A 14,661-nucleotide genomic window follows, 5' to 3' on the forward strand; every position below is an offset into this window, starting at 1 on the left:
AAATAGCGGGCGCCCATGACTGAAGGATTCACCACATGCTGATCGCTCAGCGTCCCTCGTTGACCGAAGAGGTCGTCGACGAGTTCCGCTCCCGGTTCGTGATCGAGCCGCTGGAGCCGGGCTTCGGCTACACCCTCGGCAACTCCCTGCGTCGTACGCTCCTGTCGTCGATCCCCGGTGCGGCTGTCACCAGCATCCGGGTCGACGGTGTCCTGCACGAGTTCACCACCGTGCCGGGTGTCAAGGAGGACGTCACCGACCTGATCCTCAACATCAAGCAGCTGGTCGTCTCCTCGGAGCACGACGAGCCGGTCGTGATGTACCTGCGCAAGCAGGGTCCGGGTCTGGTCACCGCCGCCGACATCGCGCCGCCGGCCGGTGTCGAGGTGCACAACCCCGACCTGGTCCTGGCCACGCTCAACGGCAAGGGCAAGCTGGAGATGGAGCTGACGGTCGAGCGTGGCCGCGGTTATGTCTCCGCCGTGCAGAACAAGCAGGTGGGCCAGGAGATCGGGCGTATCCCGGTCGACTCGATCTACTCGCCGGTGCTGAAGGTCACGTACAAGGTCGAGGCCACGCGTGTCGAGCAGCGCACCGACTTCGACAAGCTGATCGTCGACGTCGAGACCAAGCAGGCGATGCGTCCGCGTGACGCCATGGCGTCGGCCGGTAAGACCCTGGTCGAGCTGTTCGGTCTCGCCCGCGAGCTGAACATCGACGCCGAGGGCATCGACATGGGCCCGTCCCCCACGGACGCCGCCCTCGCCGCCGACCTGGCGCTGCCGATCGAGGAGCTGGAGCTCACCGTTCGGTCGTACAACTGCCTCAAGCGTGAGGGCATCCACTCCGTGGGTGAGCTGGTCGCGCGCTCCGAGGCGGACCTGCTCGACATCCGCAACTTCGGTGCGAAGTCGATCGACGAGGTCAAGGCGAAGCTGGCCGGCATGGGTCTGGCGCTCAAGGACTCGCCTCCCGGGTTCGACCCCACCGCTGCGGCGGACGCGTTCGGCGCGGACGACGACGCGGACGCGGGCTTCGTGGAGACCGAGCAGTACTAAGAGCTCGGGCCCTTCGGTTCGATCTCGGGCGCGGGTGCGCTGTGGCTTGTCGCGCAGTTCCCCGCGCCCCTTCCGGGCCAGCCCCTTCGGGGCCTTGCCCGGATCTCTGACAGGCGACCGCCTGCTCAGATACTGACCCCGGTACCTGATACGGCCGGGGCAGACACCTAGGAGAAACACCATGCCGAAGCCCACCAAGGGTGCCCGTCTGGGCGGCAGCGCCGCGCACGAGAAGCTGCTCCTCGCGAACCTCGCGAAGTCGCTCTTCGAGCACGGCCGGATCACCACCACCGAGGCGAAGGCCCGTCGTCTGCGGCCGTACGCCGAGCGTCTGGTCACCAAGGCGAAGAAGGGCGACCTTCACAACCGTCGCCAGGTGCTCCAGGTCATCACGGACAAGAGCGTCGTGCACACGCTCTTCACCGAGATCGGCCCGCGGTACGAGAACCGTCCGGGTGGCTACACCCGGATCACCAAGATCGGTAACCGCCGTGGCGACAACGCGCCCATGGCTGTCATCGAGCTGGTCGAGGCGCTGACCGTCGCGCAGCAGGCGACGGGCGAGGCCGAGGCCGCGACGAAGCGTGCCGCCAAGGACGCGGAGACGCCGGCCGCCGAGGCCAAGGTGGACACCACCAAGGCTGACGACGCCGCCGACGAGGCTGCCGAGGAGTCGAAGGACGCGTAAGCGTTCTGCGGGGGGCGCGTTTTCGGCCGCGGGTTCGTGGCGGTTGCTCGCGCAGTTCCCCGCGCCCCTTCAGGGCGTTGGCGGGTCCGTCCCTTTCGAGGGGCGGGCCCGTCTTTGTGTTGCTGAGAGGATCTCTGTGTGAGTGACGAAGTACAGCCCGGTCATGTGCGTGTGCGCCTCGACCTTTCCTACGACGGTTCCGAGTTCTCCGGGTGGGCCAAGCAGGCCGGGGGGCGGCGGACCGTGCAGGGGGAGATCGAGGACGCGCTGCGGACCGTGACGCGGTCGCGGGAGACCTTCGAGCTGACCGTGGCCGGGCGGACCGACGCCGGGGTGCACGCGCGGGGGCAGGTGGCGCACGTCGACCTGCCGGAGGCGGTCTGGCGCGAGCACCACGAGAAGCTGCTGAAGCGGCTCGCGGGGCGGCTGTCGAGGGATGTGCGGGTGTGGGCGCTCAGGGAGGCGCCCAGTGGCTTCAACGCGCGGTTCTCGGCGATCTGGCGGCGGTACGCCTATCGGGTCACCGACAACCCCGGCGGTGTCGATCCGTTGCTGCGCGGTCACGTCCTGTGGCACGACTGGCCGCTGGACGTGGACGTCATGAACGAGGCGGCCGGGCGGCTGCTGGGGGAGCACGACTTCGCCGCGTACTGCAAGCGGCGGGAGGGCGCGACCACCATCCGCACGCTGCAGGACCTGAGCCTGGTGCGGGGCGACGACGGGATCATCACCGCCACCGTGCGGGCCGACGCGTTCTGCCACAACATGGTCCGGTCCCTGATCGGGGCGCTGCTGTTCGTCGGGGACGGCCACCGGGGGCCCGAGTGGCCCGGGAAGGTGCTGGCCGCCGGCGTACGGGACTCCGCCGTGCATGTCGTACGGCCGCACGGGCTGACCCTGGAGGAGGTCGGATACCCGGCGGACGAGCTGCTGGCCGCGCGGAGCAGGGAGGCGCGGAACCGGCGGAGTCTGCCGGGGGTGCCCGGGGGCGGCTGCTGCTGACCCCGGGCGGCGGGGAACGGGGGGCCCGGGCTACTGGCCGTTGGCCGCGGCGGCCGCCTGGGTCTCGCCCCGGCGGCGGATCTGTTCGTACGTGGACTGGGCGAGGTCGTCGCCGGCGGTGAAGACGGTCTTGTCCTTCTCCGTGACGTCCTTGCCGTCGGTGAAGCCGGAAAGGGTGAAGTAGGCGTAGCGGCCCAGGGAGTTGGCGGTCGTTCGGCACACCGTCGTCCGGCAGAAGGTGGGCACACCCTCACCGGAGAGGGACACGATGGTGCTCACCTTGTCCCAGTCCTCCTTGACCTTGGTCGCCTGGGCCTCGGTGTCGAACAGGGCGACGCCGATGGTGGTCGCGACCTTCTCCCGGGAGTAGGTCACGCGCATGAAGCGGGTGCAGTCGTTGTCGGTGAGGAGCTTGTCGAGGGTGCCCTGGACGGCCGAGGCGCAGTCCTTCGTCGAGGCCGTGGCGCCCTTGACGTAGACGACACCCTCCCGCTTGGTCAGCTGGGAGCCCGGGAAGAGGATGTCCGGGCTGATCGGCGCCTTGTCCTTGCCCGAGCTGGAGATGAAGTCCTTCGGGTTCAGCGGGGGCGGGGCCGAGGTCGGCGCGAACGACGGGTCCGTCTTGGCGCTGGCGCTCGGGATGCCCGCCGTGGCCGGCAGGTCGTTCGGGCCGTTGGCCGTGGTGGAGCCGTTGTCGGTGTTGACGACGGCCATCGCCACGGCGACGCCTATGCCGACCGTGGCGAGGGCGCCGCCGACGATCAGCAGGAGTCTGCGGCGCCTGTTGCGTGTTTCGGACTGCTCGGCGAGTGACGCCCAGTCCGGGGTCTGGTTACTGGAGGAACTCCACTGACTGTCCCACGGATTGTGGGAACCCCCGGGGCTCCACTGAGACCCCCCCTGCCCAAAGCTCATGGGCCGCATTTTAGACGGGCGAGGGGAGGCCGTTGTCAGTTCCAGGTCACGCCCTGATACCGGGTTACTGCTCGGTACCGGGTCACGCCCTGTCCTTCCGGCCGGCGACGAGCTGGCGCGTGCTGTGGTCGCCAGGTTCCGGGGTCGGTTCCGGGGCCGTTTTGACCCGTCCGGGGCCGCCCGAGTACGCTTGCCGATTGTTATGCGTATTGGCTTGGTCGCTCTCAGGCGAGAAGCCGTGCGTAGGTTCCCTGGAGCAGTTACCAGTGGGCGGCATACGGGCAGCGTTTCCGGCACTGTCGTCCCCAGCTGCACGATCGCTTCAGTGATGCCATGTGTCACCACCCATCCACTGAAGAAGAAGGCTGCGAAGTGCGTACGTACAGCCCCAAGCCCGGCGATGTGACTCGCCAGTGGCACGTCATCGACGCACAGGACATCGTCCTGGGTCGTCTGGCTACCACTGCCGCGAACCTCCTCCGCGGCAAGCACAAGCCGACCTATGCCCCTCACATGGACATGGGCGACTTCGTCATCATCATCAACGCCGACAAGGTTCACCTGTCCGGCAACAAGAAGACCCAGAAGCTGGCGTACCGCCACTCCGGCTACCCGGGTGGTCTGCGCTCCGTCCGTTACGACGAGCTGCTGGCGAAGAACCCCGAGAAGGCCGTCGAGAAGGCCATCAAGGGCATGATCCCCAAGAACTCCCTGGGTCGTCAGATGCTCTCGAAGCTGAAGGTCTACTCGGGCGACCAGCACCCCCACGCTGCCCAGCAGCCGGTGCCGTTCGAGATCACCCAGGTCGCGCAGTAGTTCCGGCCACACCCCCAAACAGAAAAGATCTGAGGAGAATCGTGGCCGAGACCACTGCCGAGCAGCCGCTCGAAGAGCTTGACATCGACAGCTACACCACGGAGTCGGACGTCCCCGTCGAGGGCGAGTACACCTCCGAGTCCATGGCCTCCCGCTTCGGCGACCCGCAGCCGGCCGCCGGCCTGGGCCGTCGCAAGAACGCCATCGCCCGCGTCCGGATCGTCCCGGGCACCGGCAAGTGGAAGATCAACGGTCGCACCCTCGAGGACTACTTCCCCAACAAGGTGCACCAGCAGGAAGTCAACGAGCCCTTCAAGGTGCTGGAGCTCGAGGGCCGTTACGACGTCATCGCCCGCATCTCCGGCGGCGGTGTCTCCGGTCAGGCCGGTGCGCTCCGTCTCGGTGTCGCCCGCGCGCTCAACGAGGCCGACGTCGACAACAACCGTGGCGCCCTCAAGAAGGCCGGTTTCCTCCGCCGCGACGACCGTGCGGTCGAGCGCAAGAAGGCCGGTCTGAAGAAGGCCCGCAAGGCTCCGCAGTACAGCAAGCGCTAAATCGCGCTCGCGCCGCTGGGCGCGATTCGCGTGCGTCGCGCATTGCGCGTATCGCCCCGGTGGCACGTATCCGTGCCGCCGGGGCGGTTTGCTTCGCAGGGCGTACCAGCACGCGTCCATTCATCGCAGGCTTATACGCAGACTGTCGGTACAACCCCGAAAGGGGGAGGACAGTCTCAGGGGATGTACTTGGTCAGGGGAAAGCCGGGACACTCGTGACCATCAGTACGAGCCGCACATTCTGAGCAATTCGGAGGACACCACAGTGGGACGACTCTTCGGCACGGACGGCGTGCGCGGTGTCGCCAACGCGGATCTGACGGCCGAGCTCGCGCTCGGACTCTCCGTCGCGGCGGCACACGTACTCGCCGAGGCGGGAACGTTCGAGGGCCACAAGCCGGTGGCGGTGGTCGGGCGGGATCCGCGAGCGTCCGGGGAGTTCCTGGAGGCGGCCGTCGTGGCCGGCCTCGCCAGCGCGGGCGTCGACGTGCTGCGCGTCGGTGTGCTGCCGACCCCCGCGGTCGCGTTCCTCACCGGCGAGCTGGGCGCCGACCTCGGCGTGATGCTCTCCGCCAGCCACAACGCCATGCCGGACAACGGCGTCAAGTTCTTCGCCCGCGGCGGTCACAAGCTCGCCGACGAGCTGGAGGACAGGATCGAGGGCGTCTACGAGGAGCACCGCACCGGGGCCCCCTGGGAGCGGCCCACGGGTGCGGGCGTCGGGCGCGTCCGCTCCTACGACGACGGTTTCGGGCAGTACGTCGAGCATCTGCTCGCGGCCCTCCCCAACCGGCTCGACGGGCTCAAGATCGTCCTCGACGAGGCGCACGGCGCCGCCGCCGGGGTCTCGCCGGAGGCGTTCACCCGCGCCGGCGCCGAGATCGTCACGATCGGGGCCGAGCCGGACGGGCTCAACATCAACGACGGGTGCGGGTCGACGCACCTCGGGCCGCTGAAGGCCGCCGTCCTGGAGCACGGGGCGCACCTCGGGATCGCGCACGACGGGGACGCGGACCGGTGCCTCGCGGTGGACCACGAGGGCAACGAGGTCGACGGGGACCAGATCCTCGCGGTGCTCGCGCTGGCGATGCGGGAGCGCTCCGCGCTGCGGGCCGACACGGTCGTGGCGACGGTGATGTCCAACCTCGGGTTCAAGCTGGCGCTGGAGCGGCAGGGGCTGCGGCTCGTCCAGACGGCGGTCGGGGACCGGTACGTGCTGGAGGAGATGAAGGAGCACGGGTACGCGCTCGGGGGCGAGCAGTCCGGGCACGTGATCATCTCCGACCACGCGACGACGGGCGACGGCACGCTGACGGGGCTGCTGCTGGCCGCGCGGGTCGCGCAGACCGGGCGCACGCTGCAGGAGCTGGCCGGGGTGATGGAGCGGCTGCCGCAGGTGCTCATCAATGTGCCCGATGTGGACCGGTCGCGGGTGTCCACGTCGGCGGAGCTGGCGGCGGCGGTGGGGGAGGCCGAGGCCGAACTGGGCTCCACGGGGCGGGTGTTGTTGCGGCCGTCCGGGACCGAGCCGTTGGTGCGGGTGATGGTGGAGGCGGCCGATATCGAGCAGGCGCGGGCGGTTGCGGGGCGGCTGGCGGATGCGGTGAAGTCGGCGCTTGGCTGAATTGCCGGCCGGGTAGGGGTGTGGGGTTCTGTGCGTGGCGGGCCGCGGGTTCGTCGTGGCGTGTCGCGCAGTTCCCCGCGCCCCTGAAGGCAGGGGCTGCGCCCCTTGCCTTTCAGGGTGCGGTCAACGGGTTCTGGACCACAGCCACTTCTGTAGGAGCAGGGTCAGGGTGCCTGCCAGGATGATGCCCAGGAGGTTCAGGAGCAGTTGCTCCGTCGAGCCCACCGTCTGCTTGGTGTCGCCGTAGGCCAAGGCCACCGCCGCGTTCGCCGCCGCCGGGACCGTGGTGACCGAGATGGCGACGCCCACCAGGGCTCCGGACTTGGCTGAGGTCAGCGAGAGGGTGCCCGCGATGCCCGCGAGGACCGCCACGATGAAGGAGAAGGCGTCCGGGGCGTAGACGAAGGCGGTGTTGGGGCGGTCGGCCTCCAGCTTCGCCTCGGTGAAGTAGCCGAGCGCGTCCATGAAGAGGCTGAAGGCGACCGTCGCCGCCATGGCCACCGCGAAGCCCACGAGCAGGGCGACCAGGGAGCGCAGGGCGAGGCGCGGATGGCGCTGGACGATGGACGTGCTGATGCCGGCCAGGGGGCCGAACTCCGGGCCGACCGCCATCGCGCCGACGATCAGGATCGCGTTGTCGAGGACCACGCCGCAGGCCGCGATCATCGTGGCGAGGGTGATGAAGGCGACGTAGGTGACGGAGAGCGTCGACTCCTCGTGGGTCGCGTCCGTCAGGTGCTCCCAGAGGACCGCGTCGGCGCCCTCGCCGGGTGCGTCCTTCTCGGCCTTGTCGGCGCGCTCGGAGAGTGACAGGTCGATGTTCTCGACGGCGATGGAGCCGGCGCGGTCGAGGTCCAACGCCCTTAGTTCGCCGATCAGTTCGTCGCCCGCCTCACGTGCCACGTCGCACATGACGACGTCTCCGGCGGGGTCGCGGGCGGCACCCGGCATGACGACGAGGTGGGTCGTCCCGACCGTCCTCTCGATCAGGTGCACCACCTCGTCGGTCTTGCCCGGCGGGGTGATCAGGCGCAGATGCAGCATGCCCGCAGGGTAGCCGGGACAGATGAAGCGGCTACAGCTTGCGCAGGCTGAGGCGGCGGACCTTGTGGTCGGCGCCCTTGCGGATGATGAGGGTGGCGCGGCCCCGGGTGGGGGCGATGTTCTCGATGAGGTTGGGCTTGTTGATGGTGCGCCAGAGCGTGCGGGCGTAGTCGAGGGCGTCGTCCTCGGAGACCTGAGTGTACTTGCGGAAGTACGAGTCGGGGTTCTGGAACGCGGTCTGGCGGAGCTTCTTGAAGCGGTTGAGGTACCAGCGCTCGATGTCGTCGGCGCCGGCGTCGACGTACACGCTGAAGTCGAAGTAGTCGGCGAGACCGACGCGGGTGCGGCCGTCGCTGCCGGGGAGGGCGGGCTGCAGGACGTTCAGGCCCTCGACGATGAGGATGTCGGGGCGGCGGACCGTCAGCTTCCGGTCGGGGACGATGTCGTAGATGAGGTGGGAGTAGACGGGGGCCGTCACCTCGTCCTTGCCGGCCTTGATGTCGGCGACGAAACGGGTCAGGGCCCGGCGGTCGTACGACTCGGGGAAGCCCTTGCGGGAGACCAGGCCGCGTTCCTGGAGGTCCTTCATGGGGAGCAGGAAGCCGTCGGTGGTGACCAGTTCGACGCGCGGGTGCTCGGGCCAGCGGGCCAGGAGGGCCTGGAGGAGGCGGGCGACGGTGGACTTGCCGACGGCGACGGACCCGGCGACGCCTATGACGAACGGGGTGCCGGACTGGGAGCCCTGCTCGCCCAGGAAGGTGTTCAGGGCGCCGCGCAGGCCGTCGGTGGCGCCCACGTAGAGGTTGAGGAGCCGGGACAGCGGCAGATAGATGTCCCGGACCTCGTCGAGGTCGATGACATCGCCCAGACCGCGCAGCTTCTCGACCTCCTCGGCGTTGAGCGGGAGCGGCGTCTTTTCGCGCAGCGCGCTCCACTCGGCACGGGTGAGGTCGACGTAGGGAGTCGCCTCCGGCCTGGGCCGGTGGGCGCTCCGCGGCAACGAGGAGACCGGTGAGATCACAGTCCATTGTTAACGGAGTTTGAACGGGGTGGTGGGGCGGGGGCCGGTGGGCTCCGTCACGCCGGGCGAAGAGGCACGGTAGGGGGTTCTCCCTTCGCTGTGCGTGAACTGTGGTGAAGGTATGGACCTGGGGTGTGGGGAGGACTAGCGTCCGGGCGGTCGGGAGGGAGCCGCCTCCCGGTCGACCAGGGGGAAATGGGGGACGGGAATGGCTTTTGGTGTGCGTCTGCGGTTACGGGACGCCGTTCGACGGGGGTCTACGCGCGGTGACGCGGAACTCGCCGGACGGGTGTGCAGCGAGCTCTCGGCGGACCTGCCGGACGAGGATCTGGGCGAGTGCCTGGATGACGCGCTTGACATGTACCGGATGGGCAGTAAGCCGCGGTGCGAGGAGGTCGAGTATCTGGGTCTGGTGCGGGAGGCCATCGACCGGATCGAGGAAGGGAGTTGAGCCGGGGCGGCAGAGAGGTGGTGCCATGAGGTGGCTGGGCGGTGTCATGAGGTGATGTCCCGCCAGGCCCTCGGGATCGCCTCCGCCACGTCGTGGGCGCTGGTGGGGGCGCCGTCGGCGGCGTAGCGGCCTGCCAGGCCGTGGAGGTAGGCCGCCGCGCTCCCCGCGTCCAGGGGGGAGAGGCCCGCCGCCAGGAGCGAGCCCGCCAGGCCCGAGAGGACGTCGCCGCTGCCGGCGGTGGCGAGCCAGGGCGTGCCGGTGGGGTTGACGCGGACCGGGGCGGCGGGGTCCGGGGTGGCGACGAGGGTGGTGGAGCCCTTGAGGAGGACCGTGGCGTCGTAGGCGCGGGCCAGGTCGTGTACGGCGGTGAGGCGGGCGGCCTCGACCTCCTCCCGGGAGATGCCCAGGAGGGCGGCAGCCTCTCCCGCGTGCGGGGTCATCAGGGTCGGGGCCTCGCGGGTGCGGACCGTGTCGCGGTCGGCGAGGCGGAGGCCGTCCGCGTCCAGGAGGACCGGGACGTCGGAGGCGAGGGCCTCGGCGACGGGGGTCGGGTCGTCGCCCGCGCCGGGGCCCGCGACCCAGGCCTGCACCCGGCCCGCCTTCTTCGGGCCCGCGTTCGAGACAAGGGTCTCCGGGTAGCGGGCGAGGACCGCTTCGGCGGCGGCGCCCACGTAGCGGACGGCGCCCGCGCCGCCGCGCAGGGCGCCCGCGACCGCGAGGACCGCCGCGCCCGGGTAGCGGGTCGAGCCCGCCGCGATGCCCACGACTCCCCTGCGGTACTTGTCGCTCTCGCCGGTGGGGCGGGGGAGGAGGGCCGCCACGTCCGCGTGCTGGAGCGACTCCAGGGCGGGGGTGGACGGGAGGGTCTCCGCCAGGCCGATGTCGATCAGGCGGACCGAACCGGCGTACTCGCGCGCCGGGTCGATGAGGAGGCCCGGTTTGTGGGTGCCGAAGGTGACGGTGAGGTCGGCGCGGACGGCTGCGCCGTGCACCTCGCCGGTGTCCGGTTCGATGCCGCTCGGGAGGTCCACGGCGACGACCGCGGCGGGGGAGTCGGCGAGGAGGGCGGCGAGGCGGGCGGCGTCGGGGCGGAGGCCGCCCTTGCCGCCGATGCCGACGACGCCGTCCAGGACGAGGTCGGCGCGGGCGAGGGCGGTGGGGGTGGTGGTGGCGTGGGGGGTGGTCGTGGTGCCGCCCGCTCGGCGGAGGGCCTCGAGGGCGGCCGGGTGGGTGCGGTCGGGGGAGAGCAGTACGGCGGTGACGCCGGCGCCTCGCCTTGCCAGGCGGGCGGCCGCGTACAGGGCGTCGCCGCCGTTGTCGCCGCTGCCGGTGAGGACGACGACGCGGCTGCCGTACACCCGGCCGAGGAGGTCGGCGCAGGCTGTGGCCAGGCCGGCGGCGGCGCGTTGCATCAGGGCGCCGTCGGGGAGGCGGGCCATGAGGGTGCGTTCGGCTGTGCGGACGGTTTCTACGCGGTGGGCTGAGCGCATGGGACGAGTCTGCCTCGTTCTTGGGAGCGGTGGGGAGGCGGGCCGGGGGTTGCTGGGCACCCTCCGCTGTGGCTGGGCGGGGGTGGCGTCCGCTGCTCGGCGGTCGCGAGGCGCCGCCTGCGCCCACCCTCCCCCACTCTCGGCTTCGCTCGAGCGGGAGGTGCCCCCATCGCCCCAGCGGCACGATTGCCCGCAGGAGGGGAGGGGAGGGAGGGGAAGAGGGAAGCGGAGGGGAAGGGAGGAGGCAGGGGCGGAGCCCCGCCTCCTAGGGGCGCGGGGAACTGCGCGATCAGCCACGCACGGTCCGCAGCCGCCCCACAAGGCGTACCCCCGAGTCATGAGGCGCCGACGCCTACCCCCTCAGCCCTCCGCGATCACCACCGCCGAGGCCACTCCCGCGTCGTGGCTCAGGGAGATGTGCCAGGACTGGACGCCCAGTTCCGAGGCGCGGGACGCGACCGTGCCGGTGACGCGGAGGCGGGGTTGGCCGGAGGGTTCGACGTAGACCTCCGCGTCGGTCCAGCGCAGGCCGCTGGGCGCGCCGAGGGCCTTGGCGAGGGCCTCCTTCGCGGCGAAGCGGGCCGCGAGGGAGGCGATGCCCCGGCGCTCGCCGCTGGGGAGGAGCAGCTCGCTCGGGAGGAAGAGGCGGTCGGCCATGCTGGGCGTGCGCTCCAGCGAGGCACGGAAGCGGTCGATCTCGGCGACGTCGATGCCGACTCCGATGATGGGCATGATCCGCACCCTAGCCGCAGCGGCGTGGCCCGCGGCCGCTCACTCCACCGTCACCGACTTCGCCAGGTTCCGCGGCTGGTCCACCTCGTTGCCCCGGGCCGTGGCCAGTTCGCAGGCGAAGACCTGGAGGGGGACCGTGGCGACCAGGGGCTGGAGCAGCGTCGGGGTCGCCGGGACGCGGATCAGGTGGTCGGCGTACGGGACCACCGCCTCGTCGCCCTCCTCCGCGATGACGATCGTGCGGGCGCCCCGCGCGCGGATCTCCTGGATGTTGGAGACGATCTTGTCGTGGAGCAGGGAGCGGCCCGCCGGGGACGGGACCACGACGACCACCGGGAGGTCCTCCTCGATCAGGGCGATCGGACCGTGCTTCAGCTCGCCCGCCGCGAAGCCCTCCGCGTGCATGTAGGCCAACTCCTTGAGCTTCAGGGCGCCTTCGAGGGCGACGGGATAGCCCACGTGTCGGCCCAGGAAGAGGACCGTGTTCTTGTCGGCCAGGGTGCGCGCCAACTCCCGTACCGGCTCCATCGTTTCGAGGACCCGCTCCACCTCGTGGGAGATGCGGGAGAGGTCGCGGATCACGGCCCGGATCTCGTCGCCCCACTTGGTGCCGCGCACCTGGCCGAGGTAGAGGGCGACGAGGTAGCAGGCCACCAGCTGGGTCAGGAACGCCTTGGTGGAGGCGACGGCCACCTCCGGGCCCGCGTGGGTGTAGAGGACCGCGTCGGACTCGCGGGGGATCGTCGAGCCGTTGGTGTTGCAGATGGCGAGGACCCGGGCGCCCTGCTCGCGGGCGTGCCGCAGCGCCATCAGCGTGTCCATGGTCTCGCCGGACTGGGAGATGGCGATGACCAGGGTGTGCGGGCCGAGGATCGGGTCCCGGTAGCGGAACTCGCTGGCCAGCTCCACCTCGCAGGGGATACGGGTCCAGTGCTCGATGGCGTACTTGGCGATGAGGCCCGCGTGGAACGCCGTACCGCACGCCACGATGACCACCTTGTCCAGCTCGCGCAGTTCCCGGTCGGGGATGCGGACCTCGTCCAGGGAGAGCGAGCCCGCCGCGTCGATCCGGCCGAGGAGCGTGTCGGCGACCGCCTTGGGCTGTTCGGCGATCTCCTTGAGCATGAAGTAGTCGTAGCCGCCCTTCTCCGCCGCCGACGCGTCCCAGTCGACGTGGTACGGGCGGACGTCGGCGGGGCGGCCGTCGAACGTGGTCACCGTCACGCCGTCGCGGCGGAGTTCGACGACCTGGTCCTGGCCCAGCTCGATCGCCGAGCGGGTGTGGGCGATGAACGCGGCCACGTCGGAGGCGAGGAAGGCCTCGCCCTCGCCGACGCCGACCACCAGGGGCGAGTTGCGGCGGGCGCCCACGACCACGTCCGGCGCGTCCGCGTGGACCGCGACCAGCGTGAACGCGCCCTCCAGCCGGCGGCACACCAGCCGCATCGCCTCCGCGAGGTCGTCGCAGGAGGAGAACTCCTCGGCGAGGAGGTGGGCCACGACCTCGGTGTCCGTCTCGGAGGTGAGGGTGTGGCCCCGCTCGGCCAGTTCGGTGCGCAGCGCGGCGAAGTTCTCGATGATGCCGTTGTGGACGACGGCGACCCGGCCCGCGTTGTCGAGGTGCGGGTGGGCGTTGGCGTCCGTGGGGCCGCCGTGGGTGGCCCAGCGGGTGTGGCCGATGCCGGTCGAGCCCGTCGGCAGCGGGCGGCCGACCAGCTCCTTCTCCAGGTTGACCAGTTTCCCGGCCTTCTTCGCGGCGGCGAGGCCCCCGTCGGCCGCGACCACCACGCCGGCGGAGTCGTACCCGCGGTACTCCAGCCGCTTCAGTCCGGCGAGGACCACGTCGAGGGCGGACTGCGAGCCGATGTATCCCACGATTCCGCACATGTTTACCCCTGTGTCGTGCCGTTCGCGACCTGTCGTGTGCCGTATGTGACTGTACGTGACAGCTTGGATTGGGGTAGTGCATCGGGTTCGGGGTGGGGGCTCCGAGCGTTGCGGGGCGCGCGTGAGTCGTGGCTTGTCGCGCAGTTCCCCGCGCCCCTACGGGGCGCTTCCGGTGGCTCTGCGACACTGGGGCTGACATGAGTGAGACAGCACCTGTGCCGCACGCGCCCCTTCGGGCCCGTGCGGAGATCGATCTGGACGCCCTGCGGGCCAATGTGCGGACGCTGCGCGCGTCCGCGCCGGGCGCCGAGCTGATGGCCGTCGTCAAGTCGGACGCCTACGGCCACGGGGCGGTCCGGTGTGCGCGCGCCGCGGTCGAGGCCGGGGCCACCTGGCTGGGGACGGCCACGCCCGAGGAGGCGCTGGCGCTGCGCGCGGCGGGGCTGTCGGGTCGGCTGATGTGCTGGCTCTGGGCGCCGGGCGGGCCCTGGCGCGAGGCGGTCGAGGCGGACCTCGACGTCGCGGTCAGCGGGTTGTGGGCACTGCGGGAGGTCACCGAGGCGGCCCGGCAGGCGGGCCTGCGCGCCCGCGTGCAGCTCAAGGCCGACACCGGGCTCGGGCGCAACGGCTGCCAGCCCGAGGACTGGCCGGAGTTGGTCGCCGAGGCGCTGCGGGCCGAGGCCGAGGGGCTCGTGAAGGTCACCGGGCTCTGGTCGCACCTCGCGTGCGCCGACGAGCCGGGGCACCCCTCCATCGACGCCCAGCTCACCCGTTTCCGCGAGATGGTCGCGTTCGCCGAGGGCCGGGGCGTCCGCCCCGAGGTGCGGCACATCGCCAACTCGCCCGCCACACTCACCCGGCCGGACGCGCACTTCGACCTCGTCCGGACGGGCATCGCCGTCTACGGCATCTCGCCCAGCCCGGAGCTGGGCAGTTCGGCCGACCTCGGGCTGCGGCCGGCGATGCGGCTCAGCGCCTCGCTCGCCCTGGTCAAGCACGTCACCGCCGGCCACGGTGTCAGCTACGGCCACCACTACGTCACGCCCGGCGCGACGACCCTCGGTCTGGTCCCCGTCGGCTACGCGGACGGCATCCCCCGGCACGCCTCCGGCAGCGGGCCCGTCCTGGTCGGCGGCAAGTGGCGCACGGTCGCGGGCCGGGTCGCCATGGACCAGTTCGTCGTCGACCTCGGCGGGGACGAACCCGCCGTCGGGGACGAGGTCGTGCTGTTCGGGGCCGGTGACGGCGGTGAACCGACCGCCGAGGACTGGGCGAAGGCGGCCGGGACCATCGCGTACGAGATCGTGACGCGCATCGGAACCCGCGTTCCGCGCGTCTACGTCGACACGGGTGAGTGAGCGGGCGCGGAGGACCGGGGC

Annotated in this window: 14 protein-coding genes; 8 read left to right on the plus strand and 6 right to left on the minus strand. The window is 71.0% G+C overall.

What is annotated here, in order from left to right; all coding sequences use genetic code 11:
- The first annotated feature begins 35 nt into the window (after positions 1-35).
- From L3078_RS28280 to truA, 3 genes are all read left to right on the plus strand, one after another.
- Positions 36-1,058: a DNA-directed RNA polymerase subunit alpha gene (locus L3078_RS28280; RefSeq protein ID WP_053661878.1), complete on the plus strand. Its 1,023-nt coding sequence runs from the start codon at positions 36-38 to the stop codon at positions 1,056-1,058.
- Positions 1,059-1,239: 181 nt separating this feature from the next.
- Positions 1,240-1,746 (plus strand): 50S ribosomal protein L17, encoded by a 507-nt coding sequence (gene rplQ, locus L3078_RS28285; RefSeq protein ID WP_239756737.1) that lies wholly within the window; start codon positions 1,240-1,242, stop codon positions 1,744-1,746.
- 138 nt (positions 1,747-1,884) lie between these two features.
- Positions 1,885-2,748, plus strand: coding sequence for a tRNA pseudouridine(38-40) synthase TruA (gene truA, locus L3078_RS28290; RefSeq protein ID WP_239756738.1), 864 nt, complete (start codon positions 1,885-1,887; stop codon positions 2,746-2,748).
- Positions 2,749-2,778: 30 nt separating this feature from the next.
- Here truA and L3078_RS28295 read toward each other — a convergent pair whose 3' ends face one another.
- Positions 2,779-3,663, minus strand: a complete 885-nt coding sequence (locus L3078_RS28295; RefSeq protein WP_239756739.1) for a hypothetical protein — start codon at positions 3,661-3,663, stop codon at positions 2,779-2,781.
- Between the two features lie 372 nt (positions 3,664-4,035).
- Here L3078_RS28295 and rplM point away from each other — a divergent pair, with 372 nt between their 5' ends.
- The 3 genes from rplM to glmM all read left to right on the plus strand — a co-directional run bounded on the left by rplM (position 4,036) and on the right by glmM (position 6,657).
- Positions 4,036-4,479, plus strand: a complete 444-nt coding sequence (gene rplM, locus L3078_RS28300) for a 50S ribosomal protein L13 (protein WP_033528354.1) — start codon at positions 4,036-4,038, stop codon at positions 4,477-4,479.
- Positions 4,480-4,520: 41 nt separating this feature from the next.
- Entirely contained in the window at positions 4,521-5,033 is a 513-nt protein-coding gene (gene rpsI, locus L3078_RS28305; protein WP_239756740.1) for a 30S ribosomal protein S9, read from the plus strand.
- A gap of 265 nt (positions 5,034-5,298) precedes the next feature.
- Positions 5,299-6,657: a phosphoglucosamine mutase gene (gene glmM, locus L3078_RS28310; protein WP_239756741.1), complete on the plus strand. Its 1,359-nt coding sequence runs from the start codon at positions 5,299-5,301 to the stop codon at positions 6,655-6,657.
- A 123-nt stretch (positions 6,658-6,780) separates the two neighbouring features.
- Here the strand turns inward: glmM and L3078_RS28315 are convergent, their stop codons facing one another.
- Together L3078_RS28315 and coaA are read right to left on the minus strand one after the other, a co-directional pair.
- Positions 6,781-7,701, minus strand: a complete 921-nt coding sequence (locus tag L3078_RS28315; RefSeq protein WP_239756742.1) for a DUF389 domain-containing protein — start codon at positions 7,699-7,701, stop codon at positions 6,781-6,783.
- 31 nt (positions 7,702-7,732) lie between these two features.
- Positions 7,733-8,722, minus strand: a complete 990-nt coding sequence (gene coaA / locus L3078_RS28320; RefSeq protein WP_239756743.1) for a type I pantothenate kinase — start codon at positions 8,720-8,722, stop codon at positions 7,733-7,735.
- Positions 8,723-8,930: 208 nt separating this feature from the next.
- Between coaA and L3078_RS28325 the strand changes: the two genes are divergently transcribed.
- Positions 8,931-9,173, plus strand: a complete 243-nt coding sequence (locus L3078_RS28325) for a hypothetical protein (RefSeq protein WP_239756744.1) — start codon at positions 8,931-8,933, stop codon at positions 9,171-9,173.
- A 44-nt stretch (positions 9,174-9,217) separates the two neighbouring features.
- Here the strand turns inward: L3078_RS28325 and L3078_RS28330 are convergent, their stop codons facing one another.
- The 3 genes from L3078_RS28330 to glmS all read right to left on the minus strand — a co-directional run bounded on the left by L3078_RS28330 (position 9,218) and on the right by glmS (position 13,282).
- Positions 9,218-10,663: an NAD(P)H-hydrate dehydratase gene (locus L3078_RS28330; RefSeq protein WP_239756745.1), complete on the minus strand. Its 1,446-nt coding sequence runs from the start codon at positions 10,661-10,663 to the stop codon at positions 9,218-9,220.
- 360 nt (positions 10,664-11,023) lie between these two features.
- Positions 11,024-11,395: a holo-ACP synthase gene (locus L3078_RS28335; protein WP_033528399.1), complete on the minus strand. Its 372-nt coding sequence runs from the start codon at positions 11,393-11,395 to the stop codon at positions 11,024-11,026.
- Between the two features lie 39 nt (positions 11,396-11,434).
- Complete coding sequence (gene glmS, locus L3078_RS28340; RefSeq protein ID WP_239756746.1) at positions 11,435-13,282, minus strand: glutamine--fructose-6-phosphate transaminase (isomerizing); 1,848 nt, start codon at positions 13,280-13,282, stop codon at positions 11,435-11,437.
- 197 nt (positions 13,283-13,479) lie between these two features.
- On the opposite strand from glmS, the gene alr reads away from it, so the two are divergent.
- Positions 13,480-14,640, plus strand: coding sequence for an alanine racemase (gene alr / locus L3078_RS28345; RefSeq protein WP_239756747.1), 1,161 nt, complete (start codon positions 13,480-13,482; stop codon positions 14,638-14,640).
- The last annotated feature ends 21 nt before the right edge of the window (positions 14,641-14,661 follow it).

It is taken from the genome of Streptomyces deccanensis (assembly GCF_022385335.1).
Lineage (GTDB): Bacteria > Actinomycetota > Actinomycetes > Streptomycetales > Streptomycetaceae > Streptomyces > Streptomyces deccanensis.

Coding starts and splice junctions, on each gene's coding strand:
- L3078_RS28280 (WP_053661878.1), top strand. CDS start 36: ATGCTGATCGCTCAGCGTCCCTCGTTGACCGAAGAGGTCGTCGACGAG.
- rplQ (WP_239756737.1), top strand. CDS start 1,240: ATGCCGAAGCCCACCAAGGGTGCCCGTCTGGGCGGCAGCGCCGCGCAC.
- L3078_RS28295 (WP_239756739.1), bottom strand. CDS start 3,663: ATGAGCTTTGGGCAGGGGGGGTCTCAGTGGAGCCCCGGGGGTTCCCAC.
- L3078_RS28315 (WP_239756742.1), bottom strand. CDS start 7,701: ATGCTGCATCTGCGCCTGATCACCCCGCCGGGCAAGACCGACGAGGTG.
- L3078_RS28325 (WP_239756744.1), top strand. CDS start 8,931: ATGGCTTTTGGTGTGCGTCTGCGGTTACGGGACGCCGTTCGACGGGGG.
- L3078_RS28330 (WP_239756745.1), bottom strand. CDS start 10,663: ATGCGCTCAGCCCACCGCGTAGAAACCGTCCGCACAGCCGAACGCACC.
- L3078_RS28335 (WP_033528399.1), bottom strand. CDS start 11,395: ATGCCCATCATCGGAGTCGGCATCGACGTCGCCGAGATCGACCGCTTC.
- glmS (WP_239756746.1), bottom strand. CDS start 13,282: ATGTGCGGAATCGTGGGATACATCGGCTCGCAGTCCGCCCTCGACGTG.
- alr (WP_239756747.1), top strand. CDS start 13,480: ATGAGTGAGACAGCACCTGTGCCGCACGCGCCCCTTCGGGCCCGTGCG.